This is a genomic window from Streptomyces sp. BYX5S, assembly GCF_054724165.1.
On sequence record NZ_CM138829.1, the window covers coordinates 5,955,850 to 5,981,349 of the forward strand.

Annotated in this window: 20 protein-coding genes; 6 read left to right on the plus strand and 14 right to left on the minus strand. The window is 72.6% G+C overall.

Features of this window, described 5'->3' with window-relative positions; genetic code table 11:
- Positions 1-61: 61 nt before the first annotated feature.
- Genes ACYBSK_RS26985 through ACYBSK_RS26995 form a run of 3 tightly spaced genes read right to left on the minus strand, consistent with a single transcriptional unit; the run spans position 62 to position 3,926 of the window.
- Positions 62-2,452: a xanthine dehydrogenase family protein molybdopterin-binding subunit gene (locus tag ACYBSK_RS26985; RefSeq protein WP_460243663.1), complete on the minus strand. Its 2,391-nt coding sequence runs from the start codon at positions 2,450-2,452 to the stop codon at positions 62-64.
- A 5-nt stretch (positions 2,453-2,457) separates the two neighbouring features.
- The gene (locus ACYBSK_RS26990) at positions 2,458-3,036 is read right to left on the minus strand and encodes a (2Fe-2S)-binding protein (protein ID WP_457479828.1); all 579 of its coding nucleotides are present in this window, start codon (positions 3,034-3,036) and stop codon (positions 2,458-2,460) included.
- Positions 3,036-3,926, minus strand: a complete 891-nt coding sequence (locus ACYBSK_RS26995; RefSeq protein WP_460243664.1) for an FAD binding domain-containing protein — start codon at positions 3,924-3,926, stop codon at positions 3,036-3,038. The genes ACYBSK_RS26990 and ACYBSK_RS26995 overlap by 1 nt, the downstream gene beginning before the upstream one ends.
- 346 nt (positions 3,927-4,272) lie before the next feature.
- Here ACYBSK_RS26995 and ACYBSK_RS27000 point away from each other — a divergent pair, with 346 nt between their 5' ends.
- Both ACYBSK_RS27000 and ACYBSK_RS27005 read left to right on the plus strand, forming a co-directional pair.
- The gene (locus ACYBSK_RS27000) at positions 4,273-5,961 is read left to right on the plus strand and encodes a PucR family transcriptional regulator (RefSeq protein WP_460247109.1); all 1,689 of its coding nucleotides are present in this window, start codon (positions 4,273-4,275) and stop codon (positions 5,959-5,961) included.
- A gap of 176 nt (positions 5,962-6,137) precedes the next feature.
- Positions 6,138-6,899, plus strand: a complete 762-nt coding sequence (locus tag ACYBSK_RS27005) for a hypothetical protein (protein ID WP_460243665.1) — start codon at positions 6,138-6,140, stop codon at positions 6,897-6,899.
- Position 6,900: 1 nt separating this feature from the next.
- Here ACYBSK_RS27005 and ACYBSK_RS27010 read toward each other — a convergent pair whose 3' ends face one another.
- The 8 genes from ACYBSK_RS27010 to ACYBSK_RS27045 all read right to left on the minus strand — a co-directional run bounded on the left by ACYBSK_RS27010 (position 6,901) and on the right by ACYBSK_RS27045 (position 14,496).
- On the minus strand, positions 6,901-7,659 hold the full coding sequence (locus tag ACYBSK_RS27010; RefSeq protein ID WP_457479831.1) for an enoyl-CoA hydratase/isomerase family protein: 759 nt from the start codon (positions 7,657-7,659) through the stop codon (positions 6,901-6,903).
- Positions 7,656-8,903 (minus strand): cytochrome P450, encoded by a 1,248-nt coding sequence (locus ACYBSK_RS27015; RefSeq protein ID WP_460243666.1) that lies wholly within the window; start codon positions 8,901-8,903, stop codon positions 7,656-7,658. Before ACYBSK_RS27015 ends, ACYBSK_RS27010 begins: the two co-directional genes overlap by 4 nt.
- An 89-nt stretch (positions 8,904-8,992) precedes the next feature.
- Complete coding sequence (locus ACYBSK_RS27020; protein WP_460243667.1) at positions 8,993-10,414, minus strand: cytochrome P450 family protein; 1,422 nt, start codon at positions 10,412-10,414, stop codon at positions 8,993-8,995.
- Between the two features lie 10 nt (positions 10,415-10,424).
- On the minus strand, positions 10,425-10,988 hold the full coding sequence (locus ACYBSK_RS27025) for a GTP-binding protein (protein WP_457481871.1): 564 nt from the start codon (positions 10,986-10,988) through the stop codon (positions 10,425-10,427).
- Between the two features lie 2 nt (positions 10,989-10,990).
- Complete coding sequence (locus ACYBSK_RS27030; protein WP_460243668.1) at positions 10,991-11,374, minus strand: DUF742 domain-containing protein; 384 nt, start codon at positions 11,372-11,374, stop codon at positions 10,991-10,993.
- Positions 11,367-12,185, minus strand: a complete 819-nt coding sequence (locus ACYBSK_RS27035; RefSeq protein WP_457481872.1) for a roadblock/LC7 domain-containing protein — start codon at positions 12,183-12,185, stop codon at positions 11,367-11,369. Before ACYBSK_RS27035 ends, ACYBSK_RS27030 begins: the two co-directional genes overlap by 8 nt.
- A 17-nt stretch (positions 12,186-12,202) precedes the next feature.
- Positions 12,203-13,420, minus strand: a complete 1,218-nt coding sequence (locus tag ACYBSK_RS27040) for an ATP-binding protein (protein WP_460243669.1) — start codon at positions 13,418-13,420, stop codon at positions 12,203-12,205.
- 323 nt (positions 13,421-13,743) lie between these two features.
- Positions 13,744-14,496 carry a GntR family transcriptional regulator gene (locus ACYBSK_RS27045; RefSeq protein WP_460243670.1) on the minus strand — a complete coding sequence of 251 codons (753 nt, stop codon included), beginning with the start codon at positions 14,494-14,496 and terminating at the stop codon, positions 13,744-13,746.
- A 167-nt stretch (positions 14,497-14,663) separates the two neighbouring features.
- Here ACYBSK_RS27045 and ACYBSK_RS27050 point away from each other — a divergent pair, with 167 nt between their 5' ends.
- Together ACYBSK_RS27050 and ACYBSK_RS27055 are read left to right on the plus strand one after the other, a co-directional pair.
- Positions 14,664-15,518 carry a (2Fe-2S)-binding protein gene (locus ACYBSK_RS27050; RefSeq protein WP_460243671.1) on the plus strand — a complete coding sequence of 285 codons (855 nt, stop codon included), beginning with the start codon at positions 14,664-14,666 and terminating at the stop codon, positions 15,516-15,518.
- 186 nt (positions 15,519-15,704) lie between these two features.
- Positions 15,705-16,796 (plus strand): DUF2637 domain-containing protein, encoded by a 1,092-nt coding sequence (locus tag ACYBSK_RS27055; protein WP_457479838.1) that lies wholly within the window; start codon positions 15,705-15,707, stop codon positions 16,794-16,796.
- Positions 16,797-16,823: 27 nt separating this feature from the next.
- On the opposite strand, the gene ACYBSK_RS27060 is transcribed toward ACYBSK_RS27055, so the two are convergent.
- Complete coding sequence (locus tag ACYBSK_RS27060; protein WP_457479839.1) at positions 16,824-17,276, minus strand: ATP-binding protein; 453 nt, start codon at positions 17,274-17,276, stop codon at positions 16,824-16,826.
- Positions 17,277-17,563: 287 nt separating this feature from the next.
- On the opposite strand from ACYBSK_RS27060, the gene ACYBSK_RS27065 reads away from it, so the two are divergent.
- The gene (locus ACYBSK_RS27065) at positions 17,564-20,626 is read left to right on the plus strand and encodes an alpha-mannosidase (protein ID WP_460243672.1); all 3,063 of its coding nucleotides are present in this window, start codon (positions 17,564-17,566) and stop codon (positions 20,624-20,626) included.
- Here ACYBSK_RS27065 and ACYBSK_RS27070 read toward each other — a convergent pair whose 3' ends face one another.
- A complete protein-coding gene (locus ACYBSK_RS27070; protein WP_457479841.1) occupies positions 20,627-22,372 on the minus strand; it encodes a pyruvate dehydrogenase in 1,746 nt (581 codons plus the stop codon).
- An 80-nt stretch (positions 22,373-22,452) separates the two neighbouring features.
- Positions 22,453-24,156, minus strand: a complete 1,704-nt coding sequence (locus tag ACYBSK_RS27075) for a protein phosphatase 2C domain-containing protein (protein WP_460243673.1) — start codon at positions 24,154-24,156, stop codon at positions 22,453-22,455.
- Between the two features lie 301 nt (positions 24,157-24,457).
- Here ACYBSK_RS27075 and ACYBSK_RS27080 point away from each other — a divergent pair, with 301 nt between their 5' ends.
- The gene (locus ACYBSK_RS27080) at positions 24,458-25,438 is read left to right on the plus strand and encodes a helix-turn-helix domain-containing protein (protein ID WP_460243674.1); all 981 of its coding nucleotides are present in this window, start codon (positions 24,458-24,460) and stop codon (positions 25,436-25,438) included.
- Positions 25,439-25,500: the final 62 nt, after the last annotated feature.

Sequence of the window (25,500 nt, forward strand, 5' to 3'; positions counted from 1 at the left end):
CCCGAGACGCAGAGGTACTGCGGGGTGACGGCGTCGGCCGTCACCCCGCGGGGAGGCGGGGCTAGGCCGAAGCCGTTCCCGTCAGGTGCTCGGGACGGACCGGGGTCCGGTCGAGCTCAAGACCCGTCGCGTTCCGGATCGCCGCGAGGACAGCCGGGGTCGACGACAGGGTCGGTGCCTCACCGATGCCGCGCAGCCCGTACGGGGCGTGGTCGTCGGCGAGTTCGAGCACGTCGACCGGGATGGTCGGCGTGTCGAGAATCGTGGGGATCAGGTAGTCGGTGAAGGAGGGGTTGCGCACCTTCGCCGTCTTCGGGTCGACGATGATCTCCTCCATCACCGCGACGCCGAGGCCCTGGGTGGTGCCGCCCTGGATCTGGCCGACCACGGACAGCGGGTTGAGCGCCTTGCCGACGTCCTGGGCGCAGGCCAGTTCGACGACCTTGACCAGGCCGAGCTCCGTGTCGACCTCGACGACGGCGCGGTGCGCGGCGAAGGAGTACTGGACGTGTCCGTTGCCCTGTCCGGTGCGCAGGTCGAAGGCCTCGGTGGGGCGGTGCCGCCACTCCTCCTCGACCTCGACGGCCTCGCCCTCCAGTACGTCGACGAGGTCGGCGAGGACCTCTCCGCCGTCGGTGACGACCTTGCCGCCCTCCAGGAGGAGTTCGGCCGTCGCCCACGCCGGGTGGTACGTGCCGAGCTTTCGGCGGCCGAGGTCCAGGACCTTTTCCCGGACGAGCTCGCAGGCGTTCTTGACGGCGCCGCCGGTGACGTACGTCTGGCGGGACGCGGACGTCGAGCCGGCCGAGCCGACCTGGGTGTCGGCGGGGTGGATGGTCACCTGGGTGACGCCCAGCTCGGTGCGCGCGATCTGGGCGTGCACGGTGACGCCGCCCTGGCCGACCTCGGCCATCGCGGTGTGCACGGTCGCGACCGGCTCGCCGCCGACGACCTCCATGCGGACGCGCGCGGTGGAGTAGTCGTCGAAGCCCTCGGAGAAGCCGACGTTCTTGATGCCGACCGCGTAGCCCACCCCTCGTACGACGCCTTCGCCGTGCGTGGTGTTGGACAGGCCGCCCGGCAGCTGGCGCACGTCGGCGCCCTCGCTGGACTCCCACTGGCGCTCGGGCGGCATGGGCATCGCCTTGACGCGGCGCAGCAGTTCGGCGACGGGGGCGGGCGAGTCGACGGGCTGGCCCGTCGGCATGATCGTGCCCTGCTCCATGGCGTTGAGCTGGCGGAACTCGACCCGGTCGATGCCCACCTTGTCGGCGAGCTTGTCCATCTGCGCCTCGTACGCGAAGCACGCCTGGACCGCGCCGAAGCCGCGCATGGCGCCGCAGGGCGGGTTGTTGGAGTACAGCGCGATGGCCTCGATGTCGACGTCGTCGAGGACGTACGGGCCGACCGCGAGGGAGGACGCGTTGCCGACGACGGCCGGGGAGGCTGAGGCGTAGGCGCCGCCGTCGAGGACGATGCGGCACTTCATGTGCGTGAGCTTGCCGTCCTTGGTCGCCCCGTGCTCGTAGTAAAGCTTCGCGGGGTGGCGGTGGACGTGTCCGAAGAAGGACTCGAAGCGGTTGTAGACGATCTTGACGGGCTTGCCGGTGCGCAGCGCGAGCAGGCACGCGTGGATCTGCATCGACAGGTCCTCGCGGCCGCCGAAGGCGCCGCCGACGCCGGAGAGCGTCATCCGCACCTTGTCCTCGGGCAGGCCGAGGACCGGGGCGATCTGGCCGAGGTCGGAGTGCAGCCACTGGGTGGCGACGTAGAGGTCGACGCCGCCGTCCTCGGCGGGCACGGCGAGGCCGGACTCGGGGCCGAGGAAGGCCTGGTCCTGCATGCCGAAGGTGTACTCGCCCTTGACGACGAAGTCGGCCTTCTTGGCGGCCTCGTCCGCGTTGCCGCGGATGATCGGCTGGCGGTGCACGATGTTCGGGTGCGGGACGTGGCCGATGTGGTGGTCGTCGCGGTTCTCGTGCACGAGGACGGCGTCGGGCGCGGTCGCGGAGGCCTCGTCGGTGATGACGGGCAGCTCGCGGTACTCCACCTTGATCTTGGCGGCGGCGCGGCGCGCGGTCTCCGGGTGGTCGGCCGCGATGCAGGCGACCGGTTCGCCGTGGTGGCGGACCTTGCCGTGCGCGAGGACCGGGGTGTCCTTGATCTCCAGGCCGTAGTTCTTCATGGCCGTGGGGAGGTCGTCGTAGGTGAGGACCGCGTAGACGCCGGGCGTCGCGAGGGCCTCGGCCGTGTCGATGGACACGATCTCGGCGTGGGCGACGGTGGAGCGCAGAATGTGGCCCCACAACATGTCCTCGTGCCACATGTCGGACGAGTACGCGAACTCGCCGGTGACCTTGAGGGTGCCGTCCGGGCGCAGCGTGGACTCGCCGATGCCGCCCTTGGTCTGCGAACCCTGGGTGACCTTGCCGGGGATTCCTGTCGTACCCATGCTGATCAGACTCCCTCGGGCTGCGACTGCCGCGCGGCGGCGAGCCGGACCGCGTCCATGATCTTCTCGTAGCCGGTGCAGCGGCAGAGGTTGCCGGACAGCGCCTCGCGGATGTCCGCGTCGGACGGGTTCGGGTTCTGCTCCAGCATCTCGTCGGCCGCGACCAGCAGTCCGGGCGTGCAGAAGCCGCACTGGACGGCGCCCGCGTCGATGAACGCCTGCTGGATCGGGGCGAGTTCACCGCCCTCGCCGGTCTGCGAGTCGGTGCCCTTCGCGGACCAGCCCTGCGCCTCCTGGAGCGTCGTACCGCCCCCGTGGGAGCCGCAGGAGCGGGCCTTGGCGTGGTCGGCGAGGCCCTCGACGGTGACGACCTCGCGGCCCTCGACCTGTCCCGCGGCCACCAGACACGAACACACCGGCACGCCGTCGAGCCGGACGGTGCAGGAGCCGCACTCGCCCTGCTCGCACGCGTTCTTCGAGCCCGGAAGCCCCATGCGCTCGCGCAGCACGTACAGCAGGGACTCGCCCTCCCAGACGTCGTCGGCTTCCTGCTTGCGGCCGTTGACCGTGAAATTGACGCGCATTACGCGGCTCCCTCCGTGCGAGTGGCCGAGCCGCGGTACGACTCCCAGGCCCAGGTCAGCGTGCGGCGCGCCATGACGCCGACCGCGTGCCGGCGGTACGAGGCGGTGCCGCGTACGTCGTCGATCGGGTTGCAGGCGCCGGAGCACAGCGTGGCGAACTGCTTGGCGACCGACGGGGTGATGATCTTGCCGTTGTCCCAGAAGCCGCCCTCTTCGAGCGCGGCGTTCAGGAACTGCTCGGCCTCCTTGGCCCGAACGGGCGTGGGCGCGGCCGAGCCGATGCCGGTGCGCACGGTCCGGGTGTCGGGGTGCAGGGCGAGGCCGAAGGCGCAGACGGCGATCACCATCGCGTTGCGCGTGCCGACCTTGGAGAACTGCTGCGGGCCCGCGGCCTTGTCGATGTGCACGGCGCGGATCAGCTCGTCCTCGGCGAGGGCGTTGCGCTTGACCCCGGTGTAGAACTCGTCGATCGGGATGCGCCGCGAGCCGCGTACCGACTCGACCTCGACCTCGGCGCCGGAGGCGAGCAGCGCCGGATGGGCGTCACCGGCCGGGGACGCGGTGCCGAGGTTGCCGCCGACGCCGCCGCGGTTGCGGATCTGCGGGGAGGCGACGGTGTGGGAGGCGAGGGCGAGACCCGGCAGCTCGGTGCGCAGGTGCTCCATGATCCTGGTGTACGGGACGGAGGCGCCGAGCCGGACGCTGCCCTCGCCCACCTCCCACTCGTTCAGCTCACCGATGCGGTTGAGGTCGAGCAGGTATTCGGGGCGGCGGTGGTCGAAGTTGATCTCGACCATGACATCGGTGCCACCTGCGATCGGCACTGCGGTGGGGTGCTCGGCCTTCGCGGCGAGCGCCTCCTCCCAGCTGCCGGGGCGAAGGAAGTCCATGACGGCTCTCTTCTCCGTGAGGTTCGTGGATCGGGCAGGGATCGTGCGTGGTTCGTGCGTCGTGTCGTGCGGGGGTCGATGCGATGCGTTCGAGCCACGGGATGTGCGGATCACAGGGGCTCGTTCATGTGCTGTTCACGCGGAGTGAGCCCAGTACACCGCCTGTACTCCGGCTGTGTCAGTCACGGAAAACATGAACGCGTTGGCTGGCCCACGAGGGTGTCTTGTAGATTCGTATGAACGGGCGGCATCAGTAACCTCACCGTTTTCCTCCGGAAACCCAGGCCACAGGTCCCTGGGGTTCCACTTGGGCACTACTTCGAGACAGATCGGCGGCGACGAACACATGCGGCTGCGCGCATTGCTGGACACGGACGCGCTGGGCCTCAGGCTCCTCGGCGGCGAGGACGAGCTCGACCGCACCGTCCGCGGCGTGATGACCACGGACCTGCGGGACCCGAGCCGCTATCTGTCCGGCGGCGAGCTGGTCCTGACGGGCCTGGCCTGGCACCGGGAGCCGGCCGACTCGGAGCCGTTCGCCCGGCTGATGGCGGCGGCGGGCGTCGCGGCGGTCGCCGCGGGCACCGCCGAGTTCGGCTACGTCCCCGAGGACTTCGTCGAGGCCTGCGCCCGGCACCGCGTGCCGCTGTTCTCGGTGGCCCAGTCGGTGGCGTTCGGGACGATCACCGAGCACGTGGTGCGCCAGGTCTCGGGCGAGCGCGCCGGGGACCTCGCGGCGGTCGTCGACCGGCACCGGCGGCTGATGACGTCGGGGCCCGCGGGCGGCGGCCCGGACGTCGTCCTGGACCTGCTCGGCTCCGACCTGGACCTGCGGGCGTGGGTGCTCTCCCCGACGGGGCGGGCGATCGCCGGTTCGGCGGCGGCGGGGCCCGAGCTGCCCGCGGAGGTCCGCACCCGACTCGCCGCCGAGCACCTGGCGGCCGTGCGCACGGCGCGGCGCAGCCCGCACCGGGTGACGGTGGACGGGGTCGCGTACTCGCTGTTCCCGATCGCCTCGGCGCCGAAGGAGACGGCTCCCGCCGCCCCGGACGCCTCGGCGGGCGTGCTCGCGGACTGGCTGCTGGCCGTCGAGGCGGACGCGGGCGACTGGCCTGAGGAGCGGCTGGACCTGCTCCAGGGCGTCACGCAGCTGATCTCGGTGGAGCGGGAGCGGCGGGACGCGGCGCGCACGGTGCGGCGGCGGCTCGCGCAGGAGGTCCTGGAGCTGGTGCAGGCGGGCGCGGCCCCCGCGGAGATCGCGGCGCGGCTGCGCGTCGCGGCGCCGGTGCTGCTGCCGGGTCTGGGCGCGGCCCCGCACTGGCAGGTCGTCGTGGCGCGCGTCGAGTGGGCCGGCGACGAGGCCGGGGGCGGGGCGGTGGCCCAGTCGCTCCTGGAGGAGATCCTGATCAACCCGGAGGCGGGCGCCCGCCCCGACGCCGCCGAGCCCTCCGACCGCATCGCGGTGGCGCACACGGACGACGAGGCGATCGCCCTGGTGCCGCTGCCCGCGGTGGCGGCGGAGCACGACGGCTCGGAGCAGGGCCTGCTCGCGGACTCGCTGCTGACCGCCGTACGGGAGCCCCTCGCGGCCGGGCTCGCCGACGACGGGCGTCTGACGATCGGCGTGAGCGCCGCCGTGCACTCCGCGGAGGGGCTGCGCGGCGCCCTGGAGGAGGCGCGGCACGCGCGGCGCGTGGCGGCGGCCCGTACGGGCGTGGTCTGCGCGGCGGGCCACCAGGAGCTGGCGTCCCACGTGCTGCTGCTGCCGTTCGTGCCGGACGACGTGCGGCGGGCGTTCACGGCCCGGCTCCTCGACCCGTTGCGGGACTACGACCACAAGCACCGCGCGGAGCTGATCACGACGCTGGAGGCGTTCCTCGACTGCGACGGTTCGTGGACCCGCTGCGCGTCGCGGCTGCATCTGCACGTCAACACGTTGCGGTACCGGGTGGGCCGCATCGAACAGCTGACGGGTCGTGATCTGTCGCGCCTGGAGGACAAGTTGGACTTCTTCCTCGCGTTGCGCATGAGCTGACGCACGCCCCGGCACCCGGCGCGCCCTTTATCGATCTTGGGACGCGTGGGGAAGCCCACGCCTTTGTGAAATCTTTCACCCACCCTCTTGGCCGGGCGCGGTGATCCGTGCTGAGATGCCCCACGGCAACTCGGCTCGATGGCGTGCTCGGGGAGGGCAATGTGGCGGATACCGCCATGTCTGGTTCCGGAACGAACACTGCGGACGATCCACTCCAGACCGCGGTATGGCGGCTGCGCTCGCGCGGCTGCTGGACCGACGCGGCGGCCCTGCTCGACCGGCACGCCGCGGCGGACGCGGCGGCGGCCCTCCAGCGGGCCGCGCTGCTGGTGGAGCGGTGCCTGTACACGGAGCGGGGCTGGTCGGACGCGGAGGACGCGCTGCGGGCGGCGGAGGCGCTCGCCCACACCGACGAGGAGCGCGGCGCGGCGGCCTGCGAACGCGGTCAACTCGCTTACGCGGCAACGCTGTTGAAGGTGCGCGACCGCTCCGACGAGGCCCGCTCGGCGTTCGGCAGGGCGGCGGCTCTGATCGCTCCCGGGGCGCCGGCCCGCGCGATGCTCGACTTCCGGCGCGGCCTGATGTCGGAGAACCTGGCGGACGCGCCGCAGGCCGCCCGCTCGGCGTACCGCAGGGCGCACGCGGGCGCGACGGCCCACGGGGACGACCTCCTGCTCTCGTTCACCTGGCGCCATCTGGCCGGACTCGCGCTGCGCGAGGGCGAGTTGGCGGAGGCCCGGCACGGTTTCACCGAGTCCCTGCGGCTGCGCGAGGAGCTCGGCTACCTGGTGGGCACGGCCCCCGCCCTGGTCTCCCTGGCCGAGGCGGAGCCCGAACCGGACACGAAGGCCCGCCTCCGGGCGGAGGCGGGCCGACTGTTCCGGCTGCTGGACGGGGTGCCGGTGTGGCTGGCGGGGGTGCTGCCCGCCGCGGCGTAGGTCAGGTGAGGTGGGCGGTGAGCAGGTTGGCGTCGAGGAGTCCGAGGTCGACGGTGCGGTCGGCGCGTGCGTAGCCGGTCAGCATTCGTTTCGCGGCGATCATGGGTTCGTGGGGGCGGCGGGCGAGGAGACGGGTCCAGGTTCTGACGGCGGTGTCGAGTCCGTCCTCGGGCACCGTCTCGTGCAGGAGGTCGAGGCGGTGCGCCTTGGCGGCGTCGAACTCGGCGCAGGTGAGCATGAGTTCACGGATCCGGGCGACGCCGATCTCGGTGATGAGGCGGCCGGTGGCGCCGCCCCAGGCCGGCGGCAGCCCGAGGCCGACCTCGGGCATCCGGTAGCGGCTGGTGTCGGCGCCGACACGCAGGTCGCAGTAGGAGATCAGGGCGAGTCCGGCGCCGAAGACCCGGCCGTGCAGCCGGGCGATCGTGACGGCGTCGGTGGTCTCCAGGGCCTGGCACAGCCGGAATGCCTTGTCGACGATGCGGCGCAGCGCCGCGCCGCTCGGGTCGGCCGCGCGCGCTTCGCCGAATTCGGCGCGGTCGGCCCCCAGACAGAAGTCCTGGTGGGTGGAGGACAGGACCAGCACCTTGACGTCGGTGCGCTCGGTCAGGCCGTCGAGCAGGGCGAGGAGGTCGTCGATGGCGGCGACGTCGAGGACGGCGGTGTCGCGGCCGGCGTGCAGCCGGGCGTGCAGCACCGGTCCGTCCTGCTCGATGTGGAGGGTCTTGAAGCCGTCGGAGGGCTGGGGGTGGTCGGTCATGCGAGGGCGAGGTCCAGATTCATGAGGCGGCGGAAGGCCACCCGGGGCGCCCAGGTGGGCGGGCGTACCAGGGTGAGCCGGGGGATGCGCCGGGTGAGTTGGGTGAGGAGGATGTGCGCCTCCAGCCGCGCCAGCGGGGCGCCGAGGCAGTAGTGGATGCCTCCGCTGAACGCCAGGTGGCCGGGGGTGCGTCGGGGGTCGAAGGTGCCGGGGTCCCGGTGGCGGGCCGGGTCGTGGTGGGCGGCGCCGATCATCAGGTGGACCATCTCGCCCTCGCGGACGTCCTGGCCGGCGAGGACGGTGTCGTGGGCGGCGACGCGGCTGATCACGTGGGTGGGCGGGTCGAGGCGCAGGCTCTCCTCGACCACGGCGGGCACCAGGTCGGGGTCGGCGGCCGTCTCCGACCAGTACCGGGGCTGTTCGGCGAGGCGAAGCACCGCCTGCGACAGGAGCGTCGCGGTGGTCTCCAGCGCGGCGAGGAGGACGAAGCGGGCCAGGTGGTAGACCTGGTGGTCGGCCTCGTCGCGGTCGTCCTCGAGCGTGTCCCAGGTGCGGATCCACTGGGAGACGGGGTCGTCGCCGAGGTGCGCGCGGCGGGTGCGCACGAGGTCGGTGAAGTACGCGCGCAGCTCGACGGTGGCGGCGTCGGAGCGGGCGAGCTGGCTGGCGGTGGGCAGCAGTTCCTGGGTGAAGACCTGCTCGTGGGTGAGCTCGCGCAGCCGGGGCCAGTCGGCGCTCGGCAGGCCGAGCCAGTGTCCGACCGTCGCGATGGGCAGTTCCTCGCCGACGAGGGTGGAGAAGTCGGCCTCCCCGTCCCGCAGTCGCTCGTGCAGCCCGTTCAGGAGCCGGTCGGTGGCGGCCAGGACGGCCGGGCGGAGGCGTTCGACGGCCGCGCGGTCGAAACCGCTGGCGGCCCTGCGTATTCGGGTGTGATCCGGTCCGTTGAGGTTGGGGAGGGTGTGGCTCATCTCCTGTGCGGACGGGGCGGTCCAGCGGGTTCCGGTCCCCTGTTGTTCGCGCCAGCGGCGGTCGGGCTCCTGCCAGGTCCGGTCGCGCAGCACCTGGTCGCACTCCGCGAAGGAGGTGACCAGGTGACCGCCCCAGGGGGCGGGGCTGACCGGACCTGACGCGGCGAGATCCGCGTAGTGCGGGAAGGGGTCGGCCTGTCCCCGCGCGGTGCGTAGGCGAGAGAAGACCGCGACGGTGGCACGGCGAAGGTCCTGCGGCAATGCGGCGATTCCCACTGTGCTCCTTTCCGAGCATCAGCCGCCATGAATACCCACAAGATCATTTGAGTATCCAACAACACCGCAGGCACCTGAAGTTGCCTACGTCACTCGCCCTTGGTCCATGCCAGGAAGCGGCTGAAGAGTCCCCCCTTGCGGGATTTGCGCGCCGCCCCGGCGTCCTCGCCGCCCGCGAAGGCGGCGGGAACCGGCCGGCCGCCGGGCGGCTGGAGGTCGGGCGTCGGCTGGGAGACCACCGGCGCGGCGGACTCCGCGGGACCGGTGGACGCCGTGACGGACCGGGGGGTGAAGCGCACGGGCAGGTCGCTCAGCGCGCGACTCCACGGCGAGGGCACCCAGTCGAGCGAGGTGAAGGGCGCGTCCAGCTCCATGTCGGGCAGCCGGTTGAGCAGGCACTCGACGGCCGTCACCGCGATCATGAACGCGGGGTCCTTCGCGGGGCAGGCGTGCGGGCCCGCACCGAAGGCGAGATGGGCCTTCGAGTTGAGCTGCGCGCGGTGCTCGCTCAGCTTCGGGTCGGTGTTGGCCGAGGCGAAGGAGATCAGGACCGGGTCACCGGCGCGCAGGGTCCGCTCGCCGAGCTCGATGTCCATCGCCGGGTAGTGGGCGGCGTAGTTGGCGATCGGCGCGTAGGACCACAGGGCCCGCGAGACGGCGTCCTCGACCGGGAGCCCGGTCGGCCAGTCCTCCCCCAGGTACAGGGCGCTGCTGGTGCCGATGGCCGCCGCGAGCGGGGCGGTGCCGCCGGACAGCAGGGTGACGAGCTGGTGGAGCACCGCCTCGTCGGCCTCGGCCTGGTCGGCGGTGAGCAGCGCGTGCTGGCGGATCAGTTCGGTGGTGACGTCGTCGCCGGGCCTGCGGTGCTTGAGCGCGATCAGTTCGGCGAGCGCGTGGCCGAGGATCTCGTCGGCGCCCGCGGCGCCCTCGAAGATGCCGCTGATTCCGGTGATGACCCGGTCGCCGAGCTCGGGCGGGCAGCCGAAGAGATGCGAGAAGACCAGCAGGGGCAGCGGATTGGCGTACTCGGCCATGAGCTCGGCGCGGCCGCGCCGGTCCGAACTGAAGTTGCTGATCAGGTAGTCGGCCGACCGCTGGGTCTGCCGGATCAGGGCCCGCTCGTCCACCGTGTCGAGCGCCGCGGTGACGGCCTGGCGGAGCTTGGCGTGGTCGGCGCCGTCGGAGAACAGCGCGTTGGGCCGGTAGGCCATCATCGGCAGGGCCGGGCTGTCGGCGGGCACCCGGCCCTCGGCCAGCGCGTTCCAGCGGCGCGAGTCGCGGGGGAAGGCGGCCGGGTTCTGGAGGATGTGCAGGGCGGCGTCGTAGCTCGTGACGAGCTCGACCTCGACGCCGGGGGCGATGTCGACGGGCGTGCTGGGCCCCTGCTCGCGCAGGTGCGCGTAGTAGGCCTCGGGGTCCGCCGCGTACTCGGGACCGTACAGCGAGACGTTGCCGCCCTGGGCGTGTGCCGGGCAGCCGGTCGGTATCCGGGGGTCGGTCGACTGGGACATGCGGGAACTCCTAGGCGGCGAGCTGGGTCATGAGGTGCTGCACGAGCGTGATCAGTGCCTCGGCGGAGGAACGCTCGTCGCGCACGTCGCACCGCACGATCGGCGTCTGGGCCTCCAGGTTGAGCGCTTCGTGGACCTCTTCGAGGGCGTACTCGTCGCCGCCCTCGAAGGCGTTGACGGCGATCGTGTAGGTGAGGCCGAAGGACTCCACGAGGTCCAGGACGGCGAAGGACTCGTCGAGGCGTTCGGGGTCGACGAGGACGAGCGCGCCCAGGGCGCCGCGCGACAGCTCCTCCCACATCTCCGTGAAGCGCTCCTGTCCGGGGGTGCCGAACAGGTAGAGGACCAGGCTCTCGCTGAGGGTGAGGCGGCCGAAGTCCATCGCCACGGTGGTGGTCGTCTTGTTCGGGGTGCTCGTGAGGTCGTCGAGTCCGACGCTGGCCACGGTGATCTGTTCTTCGGTCCGCAGCGGTTTGATCTCCGAGAGGCTGCCGATGCAGGTCGTCTTGCCCACGCCGAAGTGCCCCACTATGAGGATCTTCACCGCGTGAGTGACGGATGGTTCGAGGTACACGCTCACGCTCCGAATTTTCTCTGCAGGCCGGTGAGGACAGCGCTGACGACGTCCATGTCCACCTGCTCGGCGGCGGGGATCGGCCCCCGCACGACGAGCAGGTCCGCTTCCGCCAGCTGGGCCAGGAGGATGCGCACGACACCGACCGGCAGCTGGGTGTGTCCGGCGACCTCGGCCACGGACAGGAAGCCGTCGCCGACCAGGTCCAGGACCGTACGGGCCTCCGGGGTCAGGGTGGGCAGGGCGGTCGCGGAGCCCTGGGCCGAGGTCACCATGGCGGTGTGCTCGTACTCGTGCTCCGGCGGCAGCGCCCGCCCACCCGTGATCACGAAGAGCGGCACGAGGTCGGAGGTCAGCTCCAGTTCCGGGCCGCCGGGCTCAGACATTGCCCAACGCCCTGCCCGGCGCGCCGGCGGACGCGACCTTGGGCCCCAGCTCGTGCAGACGGGTCGTCAGTTCCTCGATGTCGCAGCCGTGGTCGGCCGAGGCCGCGAGCAGCGCCCCCTCGCCCGCGGCGTTGAGGAGGATCCAGCCGTGCTGGAACTCGATGGCCGTCTGCTGCCACGTCACGTTCGAGGCGGGTCCGGCGAACTGCCCGGCGGCCCGGCTGTTGGCGTGGATGCCGGTCATGGCCGCCGCCATCCGGTCGGCGAGGTCGCGGGGCAGCGCCGAGGTGGCGCCGCGCGGCAGGCCGTCGCCGCCCAGCAGCACCGCGTGGCGGGCGCCCTGGACGTCGGCGAGCGCGTGATCGAGGTCGGGCAGCACCTGCGCGGGCACCTCGCCGCTGGGCAGCGTCGGAGAACCGTTTCGGTTGCCTTCGCCGGGCGGGACCACACGCGGCGCGGACGTCATGTTGTGGCCGAGCCGGGCGACCAGCCGGTGCATGCGGAAACTGATCTGCTGCATGTCCACGTCGGGGTCCGCGGCCGCCGCCAGATAGGCGCCCTGACCGGCGCCGATCAGGAAGATCCAGCCGTGCGAGAACTCGATGATGGTCTGGGTCCAGGCGTCGCTGGGCGCTGCCCCGACGAAGGGCGCCGTGGCGCGGCTCAGGGACTGGATCCCGGACATCGCCGTGGAGATGGTGCGTACGTCGCTCTCGGCCAGGCCGTCCGTGGACGCGCGGGGCAGACCGTCGGCGGACAGCAGCACCGCGTGCCGGGCTCCGGGCACGTTGCGAACGATGTCATCGAGCATCCATGACAGGTCGGTGCTCACTGGCCATCAGACCCTTCGCCCTGCTGGGCCTCACCGGCGCGGGCCTCCAGGGTGCCGCGCTGGAACGCTCCGAGGCCCCGGCCGGAGGCGCGCGGTCCGGGCTCGGCCGGCCGGTCCACGGGGCGGGGCGGTGAGCCCGGTGAGGCGGGGACGACCGGCGTCTGCCGGGCGCCGCGCTTGGGCAGGCCGTGCGCGGTGCGCTGGGGCGCCACCTCGGAACGGCTCGGCCCCTGGCGCGGCGGGGCGGGCGCGGCCTGCGGGGCCGGGGCCGGGGCGGCGGCGGGAGCGGGGGCGGCCTTCGGCGCCGACTCTTCCATGGTCCACAGGTCCTCGGGAAGCCGGACGACGGCGCGCACACCGCCGTAACGGGACACGCCGGTGACGTCCACGTTGAAGCCGTACTGACGGGCGATCAGCCCGATGACCGGGAAGCCGAACTTCGGCTGCGTGCCCAGCTGCGAAAGGCGCGGCACGTCGTCGCCGGACAGCAGGGCGGTGGCGCGCTGGCGGTCCTCGTCGCTCATGCTGACGCCGGCGTCGTCGATGATGATGCAGAGGTTGCCCTGCACCCGCTGGAAGTTGACCTCGATCGGGGCGTCCTGCTGCGAGAAGGCCGCCGCGTTGTCGAGGAGTTCGGCCACGGCGAGCGCGACCGGCGCGACCGCGGAGGCCTTCAGGGCCAGCCCGGTCTGCTGCATGATCGACACACGCTGGAAGTTCCGGATCTGGGCCTGGGCGCTGCGCACCACGTCGTACACGCTGGCCGGCCGGTTGCGGCGGCCCAGCGGCGCCCCGCACATCACCGCGATGCCCTGCGCCTTGCGCGCCATCTGGGCGTTCGCGTGGGAGACGTCCAGGAGGTCGCTGAGGACCTCGTGGCCTCCGTACTTGCGCTGGACGGTGTCCAGCAGGGCGGTCTGCTCGGCCGCCAGGCTCTGGAGGAAGCTCGCGGCTCCCTTGAGGACCGACTTGGTGCTGTCCTCGGCGGTGGTCCTCGCTTCGGCGATGACGCTGTCGCGCTCCTCGCCGAATCGCCTCAACTCGGCCTGCTGCGCGACGAGATGCGCGTTGGCCTGGTTGAGCCTCTGGTTCAGGTCGGCTTCTGTCTCGCGTCTCCTCGCGGCCAGCGCTCGGGTACGGGCTGTGAGTGCGACGACGGCGGCGACGGATATCAGCGCGATCGCACCCAGGGTCCACACAAGTGCGTGTGACATTGGCGCCTCTCTTGGCACGGGCAGGAAAACAGGCGACCCGTACCCCCGCCCCCATCCCGCGGGCGCGTGTCAAGGAGGCACGCGGGATGAGTTGATCAAGATCGCCGCGGGGATGCTATCAGGGCTGTTTGCCCTCAACGCGCATGTGTCGCGCCGTTGTTGATGACATCTGGATTACGCGGCTCCGCGGCCGAGCCGTCCCGGCCATGTCCGACGATATCCAGCCACGGGGACGCCTCAAGCCCCTCACCCACTCAAGCCCCTCCGGCGATTGAGGAGCGGGGTCCGGGGCAGCGCCCCGCGACGCGGGAACGGACGGACCGTCAGCCCGCGAGGTGCTCCCGCACCAGCACACCCACCGCACCGCAGTCCTGCGCCTCCAGCGCGTCCAGCAACGCCCCGTGCTGCCTCGCGTCGACCGTGAGGTCCGACGTCGCCCACCCCACCTGCCGGTGCAGATCGTCCGCGACCCGGACCACCTGGTCGTTCCCGGCGAACGCCAGGACCGCCCGGTGGAACGCCCGGTCCGCCTCCGCGTACCCCGCCCGGTCCCCCTCCGCCGCGGCCACCGCCGTCGCCCGGACCAGCGGCCGCAGCTCGGCCCACCGCGCGGGCGCCACCGTGCGCGCGAGCCGCGTCACCACCGGCACCTCGACGAGCGCCCGCACCTCCGCGAGCTCGGCCAGCTCGCGCTCGGAGCGCCGGGTCACCCGGAACCCCCGGTTGGGCACGACCTCGACGGCGCCCTCCCGCGCCAGCTGCTGCATCGCCTCGCGCACGGGCGTGGCCGAGACCCCGAACCGCTCACCGAGCGCGGGCCCCGAGTACACCTCGCCGGGCACCAGGTCCCCGGCGACGAGCGCGGAGCGCAGCGCGTCGAGCACCTGTCCGCGCACCGAGGTCCGCTCGACGGCGCCGCGCGGGGCGACCCGCGGCGCGGGCGGCTCACTGTGGGTGTGGTCCCCGCGGCTCCGCTCGGGCACGGCACCGGCCGCGGGGCCGGAGGCGGCGGGCCGCGCCGCCCACGCGGACGCGGACCGCTGCACCGGCACTCCAACGGAGGAGTCGTGCGCCATGCGTGGCCTCGTCCGCTCCACCCCGGTCATCCCCTTCGCCGCCGTTCCTTGCCGTTTGTCCGAAGCTCAACGACGAACGATAGAGGGCCGGACCGACAGTTCAAACCCCACATGGTTCGGGTAAGGTAAGGCTTACCTGTAAACGATCGTGAATCGGTGGCCCCCGCATGCCCCTCACCACGTCGGCGCCCACCGCGCCCACCAGCGCGGTCTCTGCCGCGTACGCCCGCCTCACCGAGGTGTTCCCGGGCCTGCGCGTCATCGAGGTGCCCGCGGGCGAGGCGCTGCCCGAGGGCGCCGGCTGGGTGCGCACGGAGCAGCTCGCCGAGGGCGGCGCCGCGCTCGACGCGTTCCTCGCGTGGGACAACGCACAGGTACTGAAGGACTACGGCACCCAGGCCCGCCCCGACGTCATCGCGAGCTTCGGCCTGCACCGGTACGCCTGGCCCGCCTGTCTGCTCATCACGATCCCCTGGTTCCTGCACCGCCGCGTGCCCCGCTTCCCCGCCTCCGAGGTCGCCTTCCAGCGCACGCTGGGCCGGCTCGCCGTCCACGCGACCGGGTTCGCCTGCCTGCCGGACGACCCGGCGGCGCGGCAGCCCGGCGCCCGCGTCGTCCCCGACGAGGAGGCCCTGCGCGCCGAGGTCCGCGCGGCCGTCGCCGAACACCTCCAGCCCGTCCTCACCGGCTTCGGCCCGCGGATGCGGCGCGGCCCGCGCGCCCTGTGGGGCATGGCGACGGACGAGATCGTCGAGGGCCTCTGGTACGTGGGTCATCTGCTCGGCGAGGAGCGCCGCGCCATGACCGACCTGGAGGCGCTGCTGCCCGGGTCCACGAAGCCGTACGTGGGGAAGGCGGCGTTCCGCGAGCTGACGGGCCCCGCCGGGGAGTCGCTGCCGACGCGCGACCGCGCGAGTTGCTGCATGTTCTACACGCTGCGCCCCGAGGACACGTGTGTGACGTGCCCGCGCACCTGTGACGCGGACCGCGTCGCGCGGCTCACCGCAACCGCGGCAGCCTGAACCACCCGTACGAGTGACGTAATTCGAACTCAACTTCCGTTTTCCCGGCGGGAGTTCGAGCGTACGACCGCTTTACGCGCCCCCTTGCACACCAATGGCGTTCTCTTGCCCCGAAACCCCCTGCGGGGTCCGGCGGCTGGGCCAATATGGCGCCCGTTCGCCCTATCGCGATGCAAGGGACCCCAGATGAGACTGACCGACATATCGCTTGACTGGCTGCTTCCGGGCGCCGTACTGCTCCTGGGCATGCTGGCGGCGGTGGCAGTGCTCGCGCGCGGCAGGCGCGCCGGGGGCGCCAAGAAGGCCGGAGGAGCGCTCGCCGACGATTCGTGGGAGCGCAGCGAGGAGCGCCGCAGGCGCAAGGAGGCCGTCTACGGCACCGCCTCGTACGTGCTGCTGTTCTGCTGTGCGGCCGTCGCCGCCGCCCTGTCCTTCCACGGCCTGGTCGGCTTCGGCAAGCAGAACCTGAACCTGTCCGGGGGCTGGGAGTACCTGGTCCCGTTCGGGCTCGACGGCGCCGCCATGTTCTGCTCGGTGCTCGCCGTGCGCGAGGCCAGCCACGGTGACGCCGCGCTCGGCTCCCGCATACTCGTGTGGACGTTCGCCGGTGCCGCCGCCTGGTTCAACTGGGTGCACGCGCCGCGGGGCCTGGGCCACGCGGGCGCCCCGCACTTCTTCGCGGGGATGTCCCTGTCGGCCGCCGTCCTCTTCGACCGGGCCCTGAAGCAGACGCGCCGCGCGGCGCTGCGCGAACAGGGCCTGGTGCCGAGGCCGTTGCCGCAGATCCGGATCGTGCGGTGGCTGCGCGCGCCGCTGGAGACGTACAACGCCTGGTCGTTGATGCTCCTCGAAGGGGTGCGCACCCTGGACGAGGCCGTGGACGAGGTCCGTGAGGACAAGCGGGAGAGAGCCCAGGAACGGATGCGCCAGCGTGAGCACCAGAAGCTGGAGCGGGCGCAGCTGAAGGCGCTGAGCCGGGGTTTCGGCCCGCGCGGCGGCGGCCGTCAGGTCGAGTCCGCCGGATCTGGGCAGCCCGACGCGGAGTCCGCCATATCGCCGGCGAACTCACCGTCGGAACTGCCGCAGGCCACGGGCGCCCCGGAGCAGCTTCCGGTGCGCACCCGGCCCTCGCTCCAGGCCGTACGGGGCCTGCGCAAATCCCGTGAACAACAGGCGCCCGTCACCGTCGATCTGACGGCGGAGGACGACACGCAGGCGCTGCCCCGGCTCGACTCTCTGGAGCAGAAGCTCAAGGACCTTGAGCAGCAGCTCGGTTGAGCCGCCCGGTACGGCGGCGCCGTGAACTCACACGGCGCCGCCGTCCAGTTCGAACCAGACGACCTTGCCCGTGGCACCGGGTCCGAGCGCCGCGACGCCCCAGGCGTCCGCGAGCGACTGCACCAGGACCAGACCGCGCCCACTGGTGCCGTGCGTACCGTCGTCGGCGTGCGGTACGCGTGGCGTGGGCCGGCGTGAGACGAAGTCACGGACCTCGACCCGCAGGCCGCGCGGACCCACGGTCGCCGTGAGTTCCGCCTCGCAGTCCGTGTGCACCAGCGCGTTCGTCACCAGTTCGCTGGTGAGCAGTTCGGCCACGTCCGATCTTCCCGGCCTGCCCCAGTGCCTCAGGAGTTCGCGCAGCGCGCGCCTCGTCTCCGGGACGGCCCGCAGGTCCGCCTTCCCCAGCTTGCGTTTCAGTTGTCGCGGCGGCCCGTCCACCGGATCCGCTCTCGCCGCGACCCCCTTCTCGTACGTCATTGCGCCCGTGTCACCCACTGGGCCGCCCCCTCGTGACTGCCGTTTCATGGCCCCCGCCCACACGCTGATCCCGATGCCTTCCTGGCTGGCCCCCTACCGCTCGGCCGGCTCCTCGAACGCGTACACGGGGATGAATGCCCCACTGCCTGATCGGCACGCTTGTTGATTGCTCCACCACTTGTGGGGGTGCTCGCCGCCGCGCCGGGGAAGGAGGCGGGAGGATGCCGTCCGGACCGGCACAGTACGAGCATCCGGGAAAGCACCGCCGGAGCACCGAAGGAGCTGCCGTGCACGACGACCGACACCTCGTGGAAGGCCGCCTGGAGCGGGCCATGCGCCAGTTCGTGCGGCCCGCGCAGTACGGGGCGCGGGTACCGCTGGGCATGAGCGTCTGGCACGCGCCGGGCGAGCCGGTCCCGGTGGCCGAGGCCCTGGAAGGGACGTACGAGCCCTTCGAACCCGGTACCGACTGGGGAAAACCATGGTCCACCAGTTGGTTCCGTTTGGAAGGTGCGGTCCCCGAGGAGTGGGAGGGGCGGCATGTCGAGGCGGTCGTGGATCCCGGTTTCTCCGGTCAGGGGCCCGGTTTCCAGGCCGAGGGGATGCTCTACGACGCGTCCGGCGTCCCCCTCAAGGGCATCCACCCGCGCAACCGCCACCTGACGATCGCCACGCGCGCCACCGGAGGCGAGCCGGTGCGGCTGCTCCTTGAGGCGGCGGCCAATCCGACGGTGCTGCGGGACTTCGAGCCGACCTTCCTCGGCGACGTACTGACCGCAGGAGATCGCCCCATCTACCGATTCCGGTCTGCCGACTTGGCCGTACTCGACGAGGAGGTCTGGCACCTCGTACTGGACGTCGAGGTGCTCACGGAGCTGATGCACGAGCTGGACGCGGACCGGGCCCGGCGTCACGACATCCTGCGCGCCCTGGAGCGGATGCTGGACGCCCTCGACCTGCACGACGTGCCGGGCACGGCGGCGGCGGCCCGCGCCGAGCTGGCCGACGTCCTCGCCCGGCCCGCGCACGCGAGCGCGCACCGGGTGTCGGCGACCGGGCACGCGCACATCGACTCGGCGTGGCTGTGGCCGCTGCGCGAGACGGTCCGCAAGGCCTCACGGACCTTCGCGAACGTCACGGCGCTCGCCCGCGACTACCCGGAGCTGGTCTTCGCGTGCTCGCAGGCGCAGCAGTACGCGTGGGTGAAGGAGCACCAGCCGCACATCTGGGAGCGCATCAAGAAGGCGGTCGCGGATGGCAACTGGGCGCCGGTCGGCTCGATGTGGGTGGAGTCGGACGCGAACATGCCCGGCGGCGAGGCGCTGGCGCGTCAACTGGTGCACGGCAAGCGGTTCTTCCAGGACGAGCTGGGTGTGGAGACGGAGGAGGTCTGGCTGCCGGACTCCTTCGGGTACACCGCCGCGTTCCCGCAGCTGGCGAAGCTGGCGGGCGCCAAGTGGTTCCTGACGCAGAAGCTGAGCTGGAACCAGACGAACAGGATGCCGCACCACACGTTCTGGTGGGAGGGCATCGACGGCACCCGTGTGTTCACCCACTTCCCGCCGGTGGACACGTACAACGCGCAGTTCCACGCGAGTGAACTGGCGCGCGCGGAGCGGAACTTCGCGGAGAAGGGCGGCGCGTCCCAGTCCCTCGTGCCGTTCGGCTGGGGCGACGGCGGGGGCGGCCCGACCCGCGAGATGCTGGAGAAGGCGCGCCGCCTGCGCTCCCTGGAGGGTTCGCCGCGCGTCGACATCGAGAAGCCGGCCGCGTTCTTCGAGGCGGCACACGAGGAGTACGGCGCCGGGGCCCCGGTGTGGTCCGGCGAGCTGTACCTGGAGATGCACCGCGCCACGTACACCACGCAGGCGAAGACGAAGCAGGGCAACCGGCGCTCCGAACACGCCCTGCGCGAGGCCGAGTTGTGGTGCACGGCCGCCGCCGTGCACGACCCGACGTACAGCTATCCGTACGACGCGCTCGACCGGATCTGGAAGACGGTGCTGCTGCACCAGTTCCACGACATCCTGCCCGGCTCCTCGATCGCCTGGGTCCACCGGGAGGCCCGCGAGACGTACGCGCGGGTGCTCGCGGAGCTGGACGACATCACGTCGGACGCCGTGCACCGGCTCGGCGGATCCGCGCCGTCGGCGCTGAACGCCTCCCCGTACCCGCGCAGTGAAGTCGTCGCGCACGACGGCCAGTTGGTGCACGTGTACGTCGGCGGGCTCGGGGCGCAGACCCTCACCGAGACCACCGGGAAGACACGCGGTCCCGGCGCGCACGCGGCGGCCGCCCCGGAGACCGAGTCGATCGTCCTCGCCAACGAGCACCTCACCGTCACCATCGACAGCGACGGACTCCTGACCTCCGTAAGGGACTTGGCCAACGGAGGCCGTGAGACGCTCACCCCCGGCAGCCGGGGGAACCTGCTCCAGCTGCACCCCGACCACCCCACGCAGTACGACGCCTGGGACCTGGACGCCCACTACCGGCACACCCGCACCGACCTCACGGCCGCCGAGTCGGTGGAGCTGGTCGAGGAAGGGCCGCTGCGGGTCTCCGTCCGCGTCACCCGCTCCTTCGGCAAGTCCCGCATCACACAGGAGTACCGGCTCGCGGCGGACAGCCGGCGCCTCGACGTCGTCACGGACGTCGACTGGCAGGAGTCGGAGAAGGTCCTCAAGGCGGCGTTCCCCCTGGACGTGCACGCCGAGCGGTCCTCCGCCGAGATCCAGTTCGGCCACGTCAACCGGCCCACGCACGCCAACACCGGCTGGGACGCGGCCCGTTACGAGATCTGCGCGCACCGCTGGCTGCGGGTCGCGGAGGAGGGCTACGGGGTGGCGCTCGTCAACGACTCGACGTACGGGCACGACGTGACGCGCGCCGCGCACGACGAGGGTCTCGGCACCACGGTCCGGCTCACCCTGCTGCGCGCCCCGCACTCCCCCGATCCGGAGACGGACCTCGGCACGCACCGCTTCACGTACGCGCTGCTGCCCGGCGCGAGCACCGGCGACGCGGTGGCGGAGGGGCTCGCACTGAACCTGCCGCTGCGGATCGCGCCCGCGCCCGACGTGACTCCGCTGGTCACGGTCGACAACCCGGCGGTGACCGTGGAGTCGGTGAAGCTCGCGGAGGACCGCAGCGGGGACGTCGTGGTGCGGCTGTACGAGTCGCGGGGCGGGCGCGCGGACGCCGTGCTCACGGCGGCGTTCCCGGTGGCCGGTGCCGACGAGACGGACCTCCTGGAACGCCCGCTGCGCCCCGCCGACACCTCCGACACCGGGCTCGCCCTGCGGCTGCGCCCGTTCCAGATCCTGACGCTGCGGCTGCGCCCGGTGTGATCAGGGGCGCGGCATGTTGCGCAGGTTGGAGCGGGCCATCTGCACCATCCTGCCGACGCCGCCGTCGAGGACGATCTTCGAGGCGGACAGCGCGAAGCCGGTGACCATCTCGGCGCTGATCTTCGGCGGGATGGACAGCGCGTTGGGGTCGGTGACGACGTCGACCAGGGCCGGGCCCTTGTGCTTGAAGGCGTCCTTGAGGGCGCCTTCGAGCTGCTTGGGCTTCTCGACCCGGACGCCGTAGGCCCCGGCGGCGCGGGCGATGCCGGCGAAGTCGGGGTTCTTGTTGGTGGTCCCGTACGAGGGGAGACCGGCCACCAGCATCTCCAGCTCGACCATGCCCAGGGAGGAGTTGTTGAACAGGACGACCTTCACCGGCAGGTCGTACTGGACGAGCGTGAGGAAGTCGCCCATCAGCATGGAGAAGCCGCCGTCGCCGGACATCGAGATCACCTGGCGTTCGCGGTCCACGAACTGGGCGCCGATCGCCATGGGCAGCGCGTTCGCCATCGAGCCGTGCGAGAACGAGCCGATGACGCGGCGCCGCCCGTTGGGCGAGATGTAGCGGGCCGCCCAGACGTTGCACATGCCGGTGTCGACGGTGAACACGGCGTCCTCGGAGGCGAGTTCGTCGAGGACGGAGGCGACGTACTCGGGGTGGATCGGGGTGTGCTTCTCGACCTTGCGGGTGTACGCCTTGACGACGCCCTCCAGGGCGTCGGCGTGCTTCTTGAGCATCTTGTCGAGGAAGCGCCGGTTGGTCTTGGGCTGCACGCGCGGGGTGAGGCACCTGAGGGTCTCCCGCACGTCGCCCCAGACCGCGAGGTCCAGCTTCGAGCGCCTGCCGAGGTGCTCGGGCCGCACGTCGACCTGGACGATCTTGACGTCCTTCTGCGGCAGGAACGCGTTGTACGGGAAGTCGGTGCCGAGGAGGATCAGCAGGTCGCACTCGTGGGTGGCCTCGTAGGCGGCGCCGTAGCCGAGCAGCCCGCTCATGCCGACGTCAAACGGGTTGTCGTACTGGATCCATTCCTTGCCGCGCAGCGCGTGCCCGACCGGAGACTTGATCTTCTCGGCGAACTCCATGACCTGGGCGTGCGCGCCCGCGGTGCCGCTGCCGCAGAAGAGGGTGACCTTGTTGGCGCCGTCGATCAGCTCGACGAGCTTGTCGATCTCGGCGTCGCCGGGGCGGATGCTGGGGCGGGACGTGACGATCGCCGTCTCCGTCGAGCCCTCGGGGGCGGCCTCGTCGGCGACGTCGCCGGGCAGGGTGACGACGCTGACGCCCGACTGCCCCACCGCGTTCTGGATGGCGGTCTGCAGGACGCGCGGCATCTGCTTCGGGCTGGAGATCATCTCGCTGTAGTGCGAGCACTCGGAGAACAGCCGGTCGGGGTGGGTCTCCTGGAAGAAGCCGAGGCCGATCTCGCTGGACGGGATGTGGGAGGCGAGCGCGAGGACCGGGGCCATCGAGCGGTGGGCGTCGTACAGCCCGTTGATGAGGTGCAGGTTGCCGGGGCCGCAGGAGCCGGCGCACGCCGTCATCTTGCCGGTGATCTGGGCCTCCGCGCCGGCGGCGAAGGCGGCGGTCTCCTCGTGCCGGACGTGGATCCAGTCGATCGCGTCGTTGCGCCGGATCGCGTCCACGACCGGGTTGAGGCTGTCGCCCACGACTCCGTACATGCGCTCGACGCCCGCGCGGACGAGGATGTCGACGAACTGCTCGGCGACGTTCTGCTTGGCCATGACTCACGCGCCCTTTCGGAACCCGGTCTTCGCGTCTGATCGCGTTGCTTCCGGGTTCCATGAATTCATACGGGGCGTGCTCACGCCTCCCAGACGGCCGCGGCGGTCCTGTCGTCGGCGTATCCCTTCACCCGGACCTGGGTGTCCGCGAGGAACGCGGCGAGGCCCGGCGGACCGGCGTCCGACCACCGGTCGGCCAGGTGCCGGGCCAGGTCGGGTTCGCCGCGCAGCGGTTCGGCGAGGCCCGCCGAGCACAGCAGCAGCGTGTCCCCCGGTCGGGCGACCGAGGCGCGGAACCGGAAGGCGTCGCGGGGTGGCGGCGGTGCGGGTTCGTAGGGGCTCGGCGGGGTGGTGATGTTGAGGTCCATGGTGAGGCGGTCGCCGTCCGGTGTCTCGGCCGGGGGCGACGAGCCGAAGCCGACGACGGGGGCGCCGCTCTGCTCCGCGACGTGCGGCTCTATGTCCTGCCACGCGCCGTCCCGGAGCCGGAACAGGCCGCCTCCGCCGACGCCGAAGAACACGCGGGTGCGGCAGGCCGGGTCGGCGGGCAGCAGCAGGCAGCGCAGTGTCGCCGCGTACTGGTCCGGGTCGAGGCCCTGTTCGGTGGCGCCGGCCCGGAGTTTGCCGAGGCTGCGGTCGGTGAGCCGGTGCAGGCCGGACTTGAGGTCGCCGCGGCGGCCCGCCCGCACGTCCTCCGCGAGCCGGGCGTGGCTGAGTCCGACGGCCCGGCCGATCCACTCGCAGGCCTCGGCCGCGGCCCGGTGCGCGCCGGGCGTCGCGCGGGCGCCGGTGGCCATCGCGACGAGGATCAGCGCGGTCGGCCCGCTGCCGAACCGCGCGGTGAGAAGGCTGTCGCGGCGCGGCTCGCCCCGGTACCGGGCGGAGTCCCCGCGCACGGAGACGGCGCGCAGCGTACTGGCCCCGTACCGCGCGCCCTCCAGCACCGTGTCGGCCACGAGATCGTCGAGGTCCTCGGGATCGGCCCCCGGCAGCGCGGTGGGCTCCGCCTCATAGGTGGGCGGCCCGTCCCCCACGTACTCGACCACCGGGGCGGCCCGCGGCGGCTCCACGGACGACACGTCGGGCTGCCGCTCGGGCACGGACTCCTTGGCCGACGCCGGGTCCACGGGCGGCACGGGTGGCATCGGCGGGACGGATGCCTCGGGTGCGGCCGGGGCCGATGTTCCGGGCGGCGCCGGGGTGGTGGGCGCGTCGCGCGGGGACGGCGCCGGATCCACGGGCGGCGCGGGCTCCTGGGCCGACGCCGGGTCCACCGGTGGCACGGGTGGCACCGGTGGGACGGACAGGGCCGGGACCTCGGGTGCCGGAGGGCCCTGTGGCGCGGACGGCGCCGGATCCACCGGCGGCACGGGTGGCGCCGGTGGCGCGGCCGGGGCTTCGGGCGGCGCCGGGGTGGTGGGCGCGGTGCGCGGGGGCGGCCACGTGGGCGGTGTCGGGTCCGCGGTGTGCGGGGCGGGTTCGGGTCGCGGCGGGGACGGTGGGTCGGCGGCGGAGCCCTCGGACGGCTCCGAGCGGCGTACGTTCCCCTCGGCCGGGTCCACGTACGGGCCCGACGCCGGGCCGAGCGGGCCCGGCGTCTCCCGAGGAGCGGGGACGGTCGGCGGAGCCGTGACCGCGTCGGCCGAGACGAAGCGGTCGTCGACGGTGTCGGCGGTCGGTGTCGGCCCCGTGTCGGCGGCGGCGGTGTCGGACTCGTACAACTGCCCCCACCAGTCGCCCTCTTGGGCGTGGCGACCGGCGGGCCTCTCCCCCTGCTGGCTCATGCCCCTATTTTCCACCGCGAACGGCGCACGAAAACGGTGTATTCGGAGAATTCGCCCGCGGGGGCGGTGATCAGCGAACGTCGTGGGCGCGGGTCGCCCCGTCCGTGGAACCGGAGCCCCGCGTGTTCCGGCTGTGTCCTGGTGGTGCTGCGGTGGCCACACGGTGGCAAAGATGTGTGCGGTGCGGGGAAGATGGGGCGCGGCGGGTACATGCCATGGCCGGATTCCGCCAACGGCCCCCGGAAGCACGGCTTCTGGGGCGGGGCCGGAGCCGGCCGGGTCGCAGGGGAGGCGACGCCACATGCTGGGTGCGATCGGCCTGAACGGTACCGACGAGTCGGCGTACCGCGCCCTGGTGTCGGTGGGGGCCGCCGACGTGGCGGCCCTGGCGCGCCGCCTCGCCCTGTCGGCGGACGCCGCCGAGGACACGCTGCGCCGCCTGGAGCGGCACGGGCTCGCCGCCCAGTCGTCGGCGCGGGCGGGGCGCTGGGTGGCCGCGCCGCCCGGCATCGCGCTCGGCGCCCTGCTCACGCGGCAGCGGCACGAGCTGGAGCAGGCGGAGGTGGCGGCGGCGCGGCTGGCCGAGGAGTACCGGGGCCGGGCCGTGGAGCCGGCCGCGCACGACCTGGTCGAGGTGGTGACCGGCGCGGCCGCGGTCGCCCAGCGCTTCCTCCAGATCCGGCTCGGCGCGAGCGAGGAGGTCTGCGCGCTGGTCACCGGCGCCCCGGCGGCGGTCGCCGGGCGGGACGACGAGGCGGCCGTCCGGGCCGTCGCCCGGGGCGTGAACCACCGGGTGGTCGTCGAGCGGGCGGCCCTCTCCCGGCCCGAGGGGCTGTCCGAGCTGGCCGCCGCGCTCGGCCGCGACGAGCGGGTGCGGGTGGCGGACCGGGTGCCGACCACGCTGGTCGTCGCCGACCGGACGCTCGCGATGGTGCCGCTGACGTCGAGCGGATCCGAGCCCGCGGCCCTCGTGGTGCACGCGAGCGGGCTGCTGGAGTCGCTGTCGGGGCTGTTCGAGGCGGTGTGGCAGCAGGCGCTGCCGCTGCGGCTCGGGGCGGCCGGGGAGGTGGCCGAGGCCGTCGCCGAGGGTCCCGACACCACCGATCTGGAGATCCTTTCGCTGCTGCTGGCGGGGCTCACCGACGCGAGCGTGGCGAAGCAGCTGGACCTGGGCCTGCGGACGGTCCAGCGGCGCGTGAAGCGGCTGATGGAGCTGGCGGGCGTGACGACCCGGTTGCAGCTCGGGTGGCAGGCGTACGCGCGGGGCTGGGTGGCCCGCTGAGTCTCACGAGGTTGCCGTTCGGACCCGTTTGACCTGCACTTTCGACCGGTATGGGGGACCCT

Excerpts from the sequence above, each read along its gene's own strand:
- ACYBSK_RS26985 (WP_460243663.1), bottom strand. The coding sequence starts at position 2,452 with ATGGGTACGACAGGAATCCCCGGCAAGGTCACCCAGGGTTCGCAGACC.
- ACYBSK_RS26990 (WP_457479828.1), bottom strand. The coding sequence starts at position 3,036 with ATGCGCGTCAATTTCACGGTCAACGGCCGCAAGCAGGAAGCCGACGAC.
- ACYBSK_RS26995 (WP_460243664.1), bottom strand. The coding sequence starts at position 3,926 with ATGGACTTCCTTCGCCCCGGCAGCTGGGAGGAGGCGCTCGCCGCGAAG.
- ACYBSK_RS27000 (WP_460247109.1), top strand. The coding sequence starts at position 4,273 with ATGCGGCTGCGCGCATTGCTGGACACGGACGCGCTGGGCCTCAGGCTC.
- ACYBSK_RS27005 (WP_460243665.1), top strand. The coding sequence starts at position 6,138 with ATGTCTGGTTCCGGAACGAACACTGCGGACGATCCACTCCAGACCGCG.
- ACYBSK_RS27010 (WP_457479831.1), bottom strand. The coding sequence starts at position 7,659 with ATGACCGACCACCCCCAGCCCTCCGACGGCTTCAAGACCCTCCACATC.
- ACYBSK_RS27020 (WP_460243667.1), bottom strand. The coding sequence starts at position 10,414 with ATGTCCCAGTCGACCGACCCCCGGATACCGACCGGCTGCCCGGCACAC.
- ACYBSK_RS27030 (WP_460243668.1), bottom strand. The coding sequence starts at position 11,374 with ATGTCTGAGCCCGGCGGCCCGGAACTGGAGCTGACCTCCGACCTCGTG.
- ACYBSK_RS27035 (WP_457481872.1), bottom strand. The coding sequence starts at position 12,185 with ATGCTCGATGACATCGTTCGCAACGTGCCCGGAGCCCGGCACGCGGTG.
- ACYBSK_RS27040 (WP_460243669.1), bottom strand. The coding sequence starts at position 13,420 with ATGTCACACGCACTTGTGTGGACCCTGGGTGCGATCGCGCTGATATCC.
- ACYBSK_RS27045 (WP_460243670.1), bottom strand. The coding sequence starts at position 14,496 with ATGGCGCACGACTCCTCCGTTGGAGTGCCGGTGCAGCGGTCCGCGTCC.
- ACYBSK_RS27050 (WP_460243671.1), top strand. The coding sequence starts at position 14,664 with ATGCCCCTCACCACGTCGGCGCCCACCGCGCCCACCAGCGCGGTCTCT.
- ACYBSK_RS27055 (WP_457479838.1), top strand. The coding sequence starts at position 15,705 with ATGAGACTGACCGACATATCGCTTGACTGGCTGCTTCCGGGCGCCGTA.
- ACYBSK_RS27060 (WP_457479839.1), bottom strand. The coding sequence starts at position 17,276 with ATGACGTACGAGAAGGGGGTCGCGGCGAGAGCGGATCCGGTGGACGGG.
- ACYBSK_RS27070 (WP_457479841.1), bottom strand. The coding sequence starts at position 22,372 with ATGGCCAAGCAGAACGTCGCCGAGCAGTTCGTCGACATCCTCGTCCGC.
- ACYBSK_RS27075 (WP_460243673.1), bottom strand. The coding sequence starts at position 24,156 with ATGAGCCAGCAGGGGGAGAGGCCCGCCGGTCGCCACGCCCAAGAGGGC.
- ACYBSK_RS27080 (WP_460243674.1), top strand. The coding sequence starts at position 24,458 with ATGCTGGGTGCGATCGGCCTGAACGGTACCGACGAGTCGGCGTACCGC.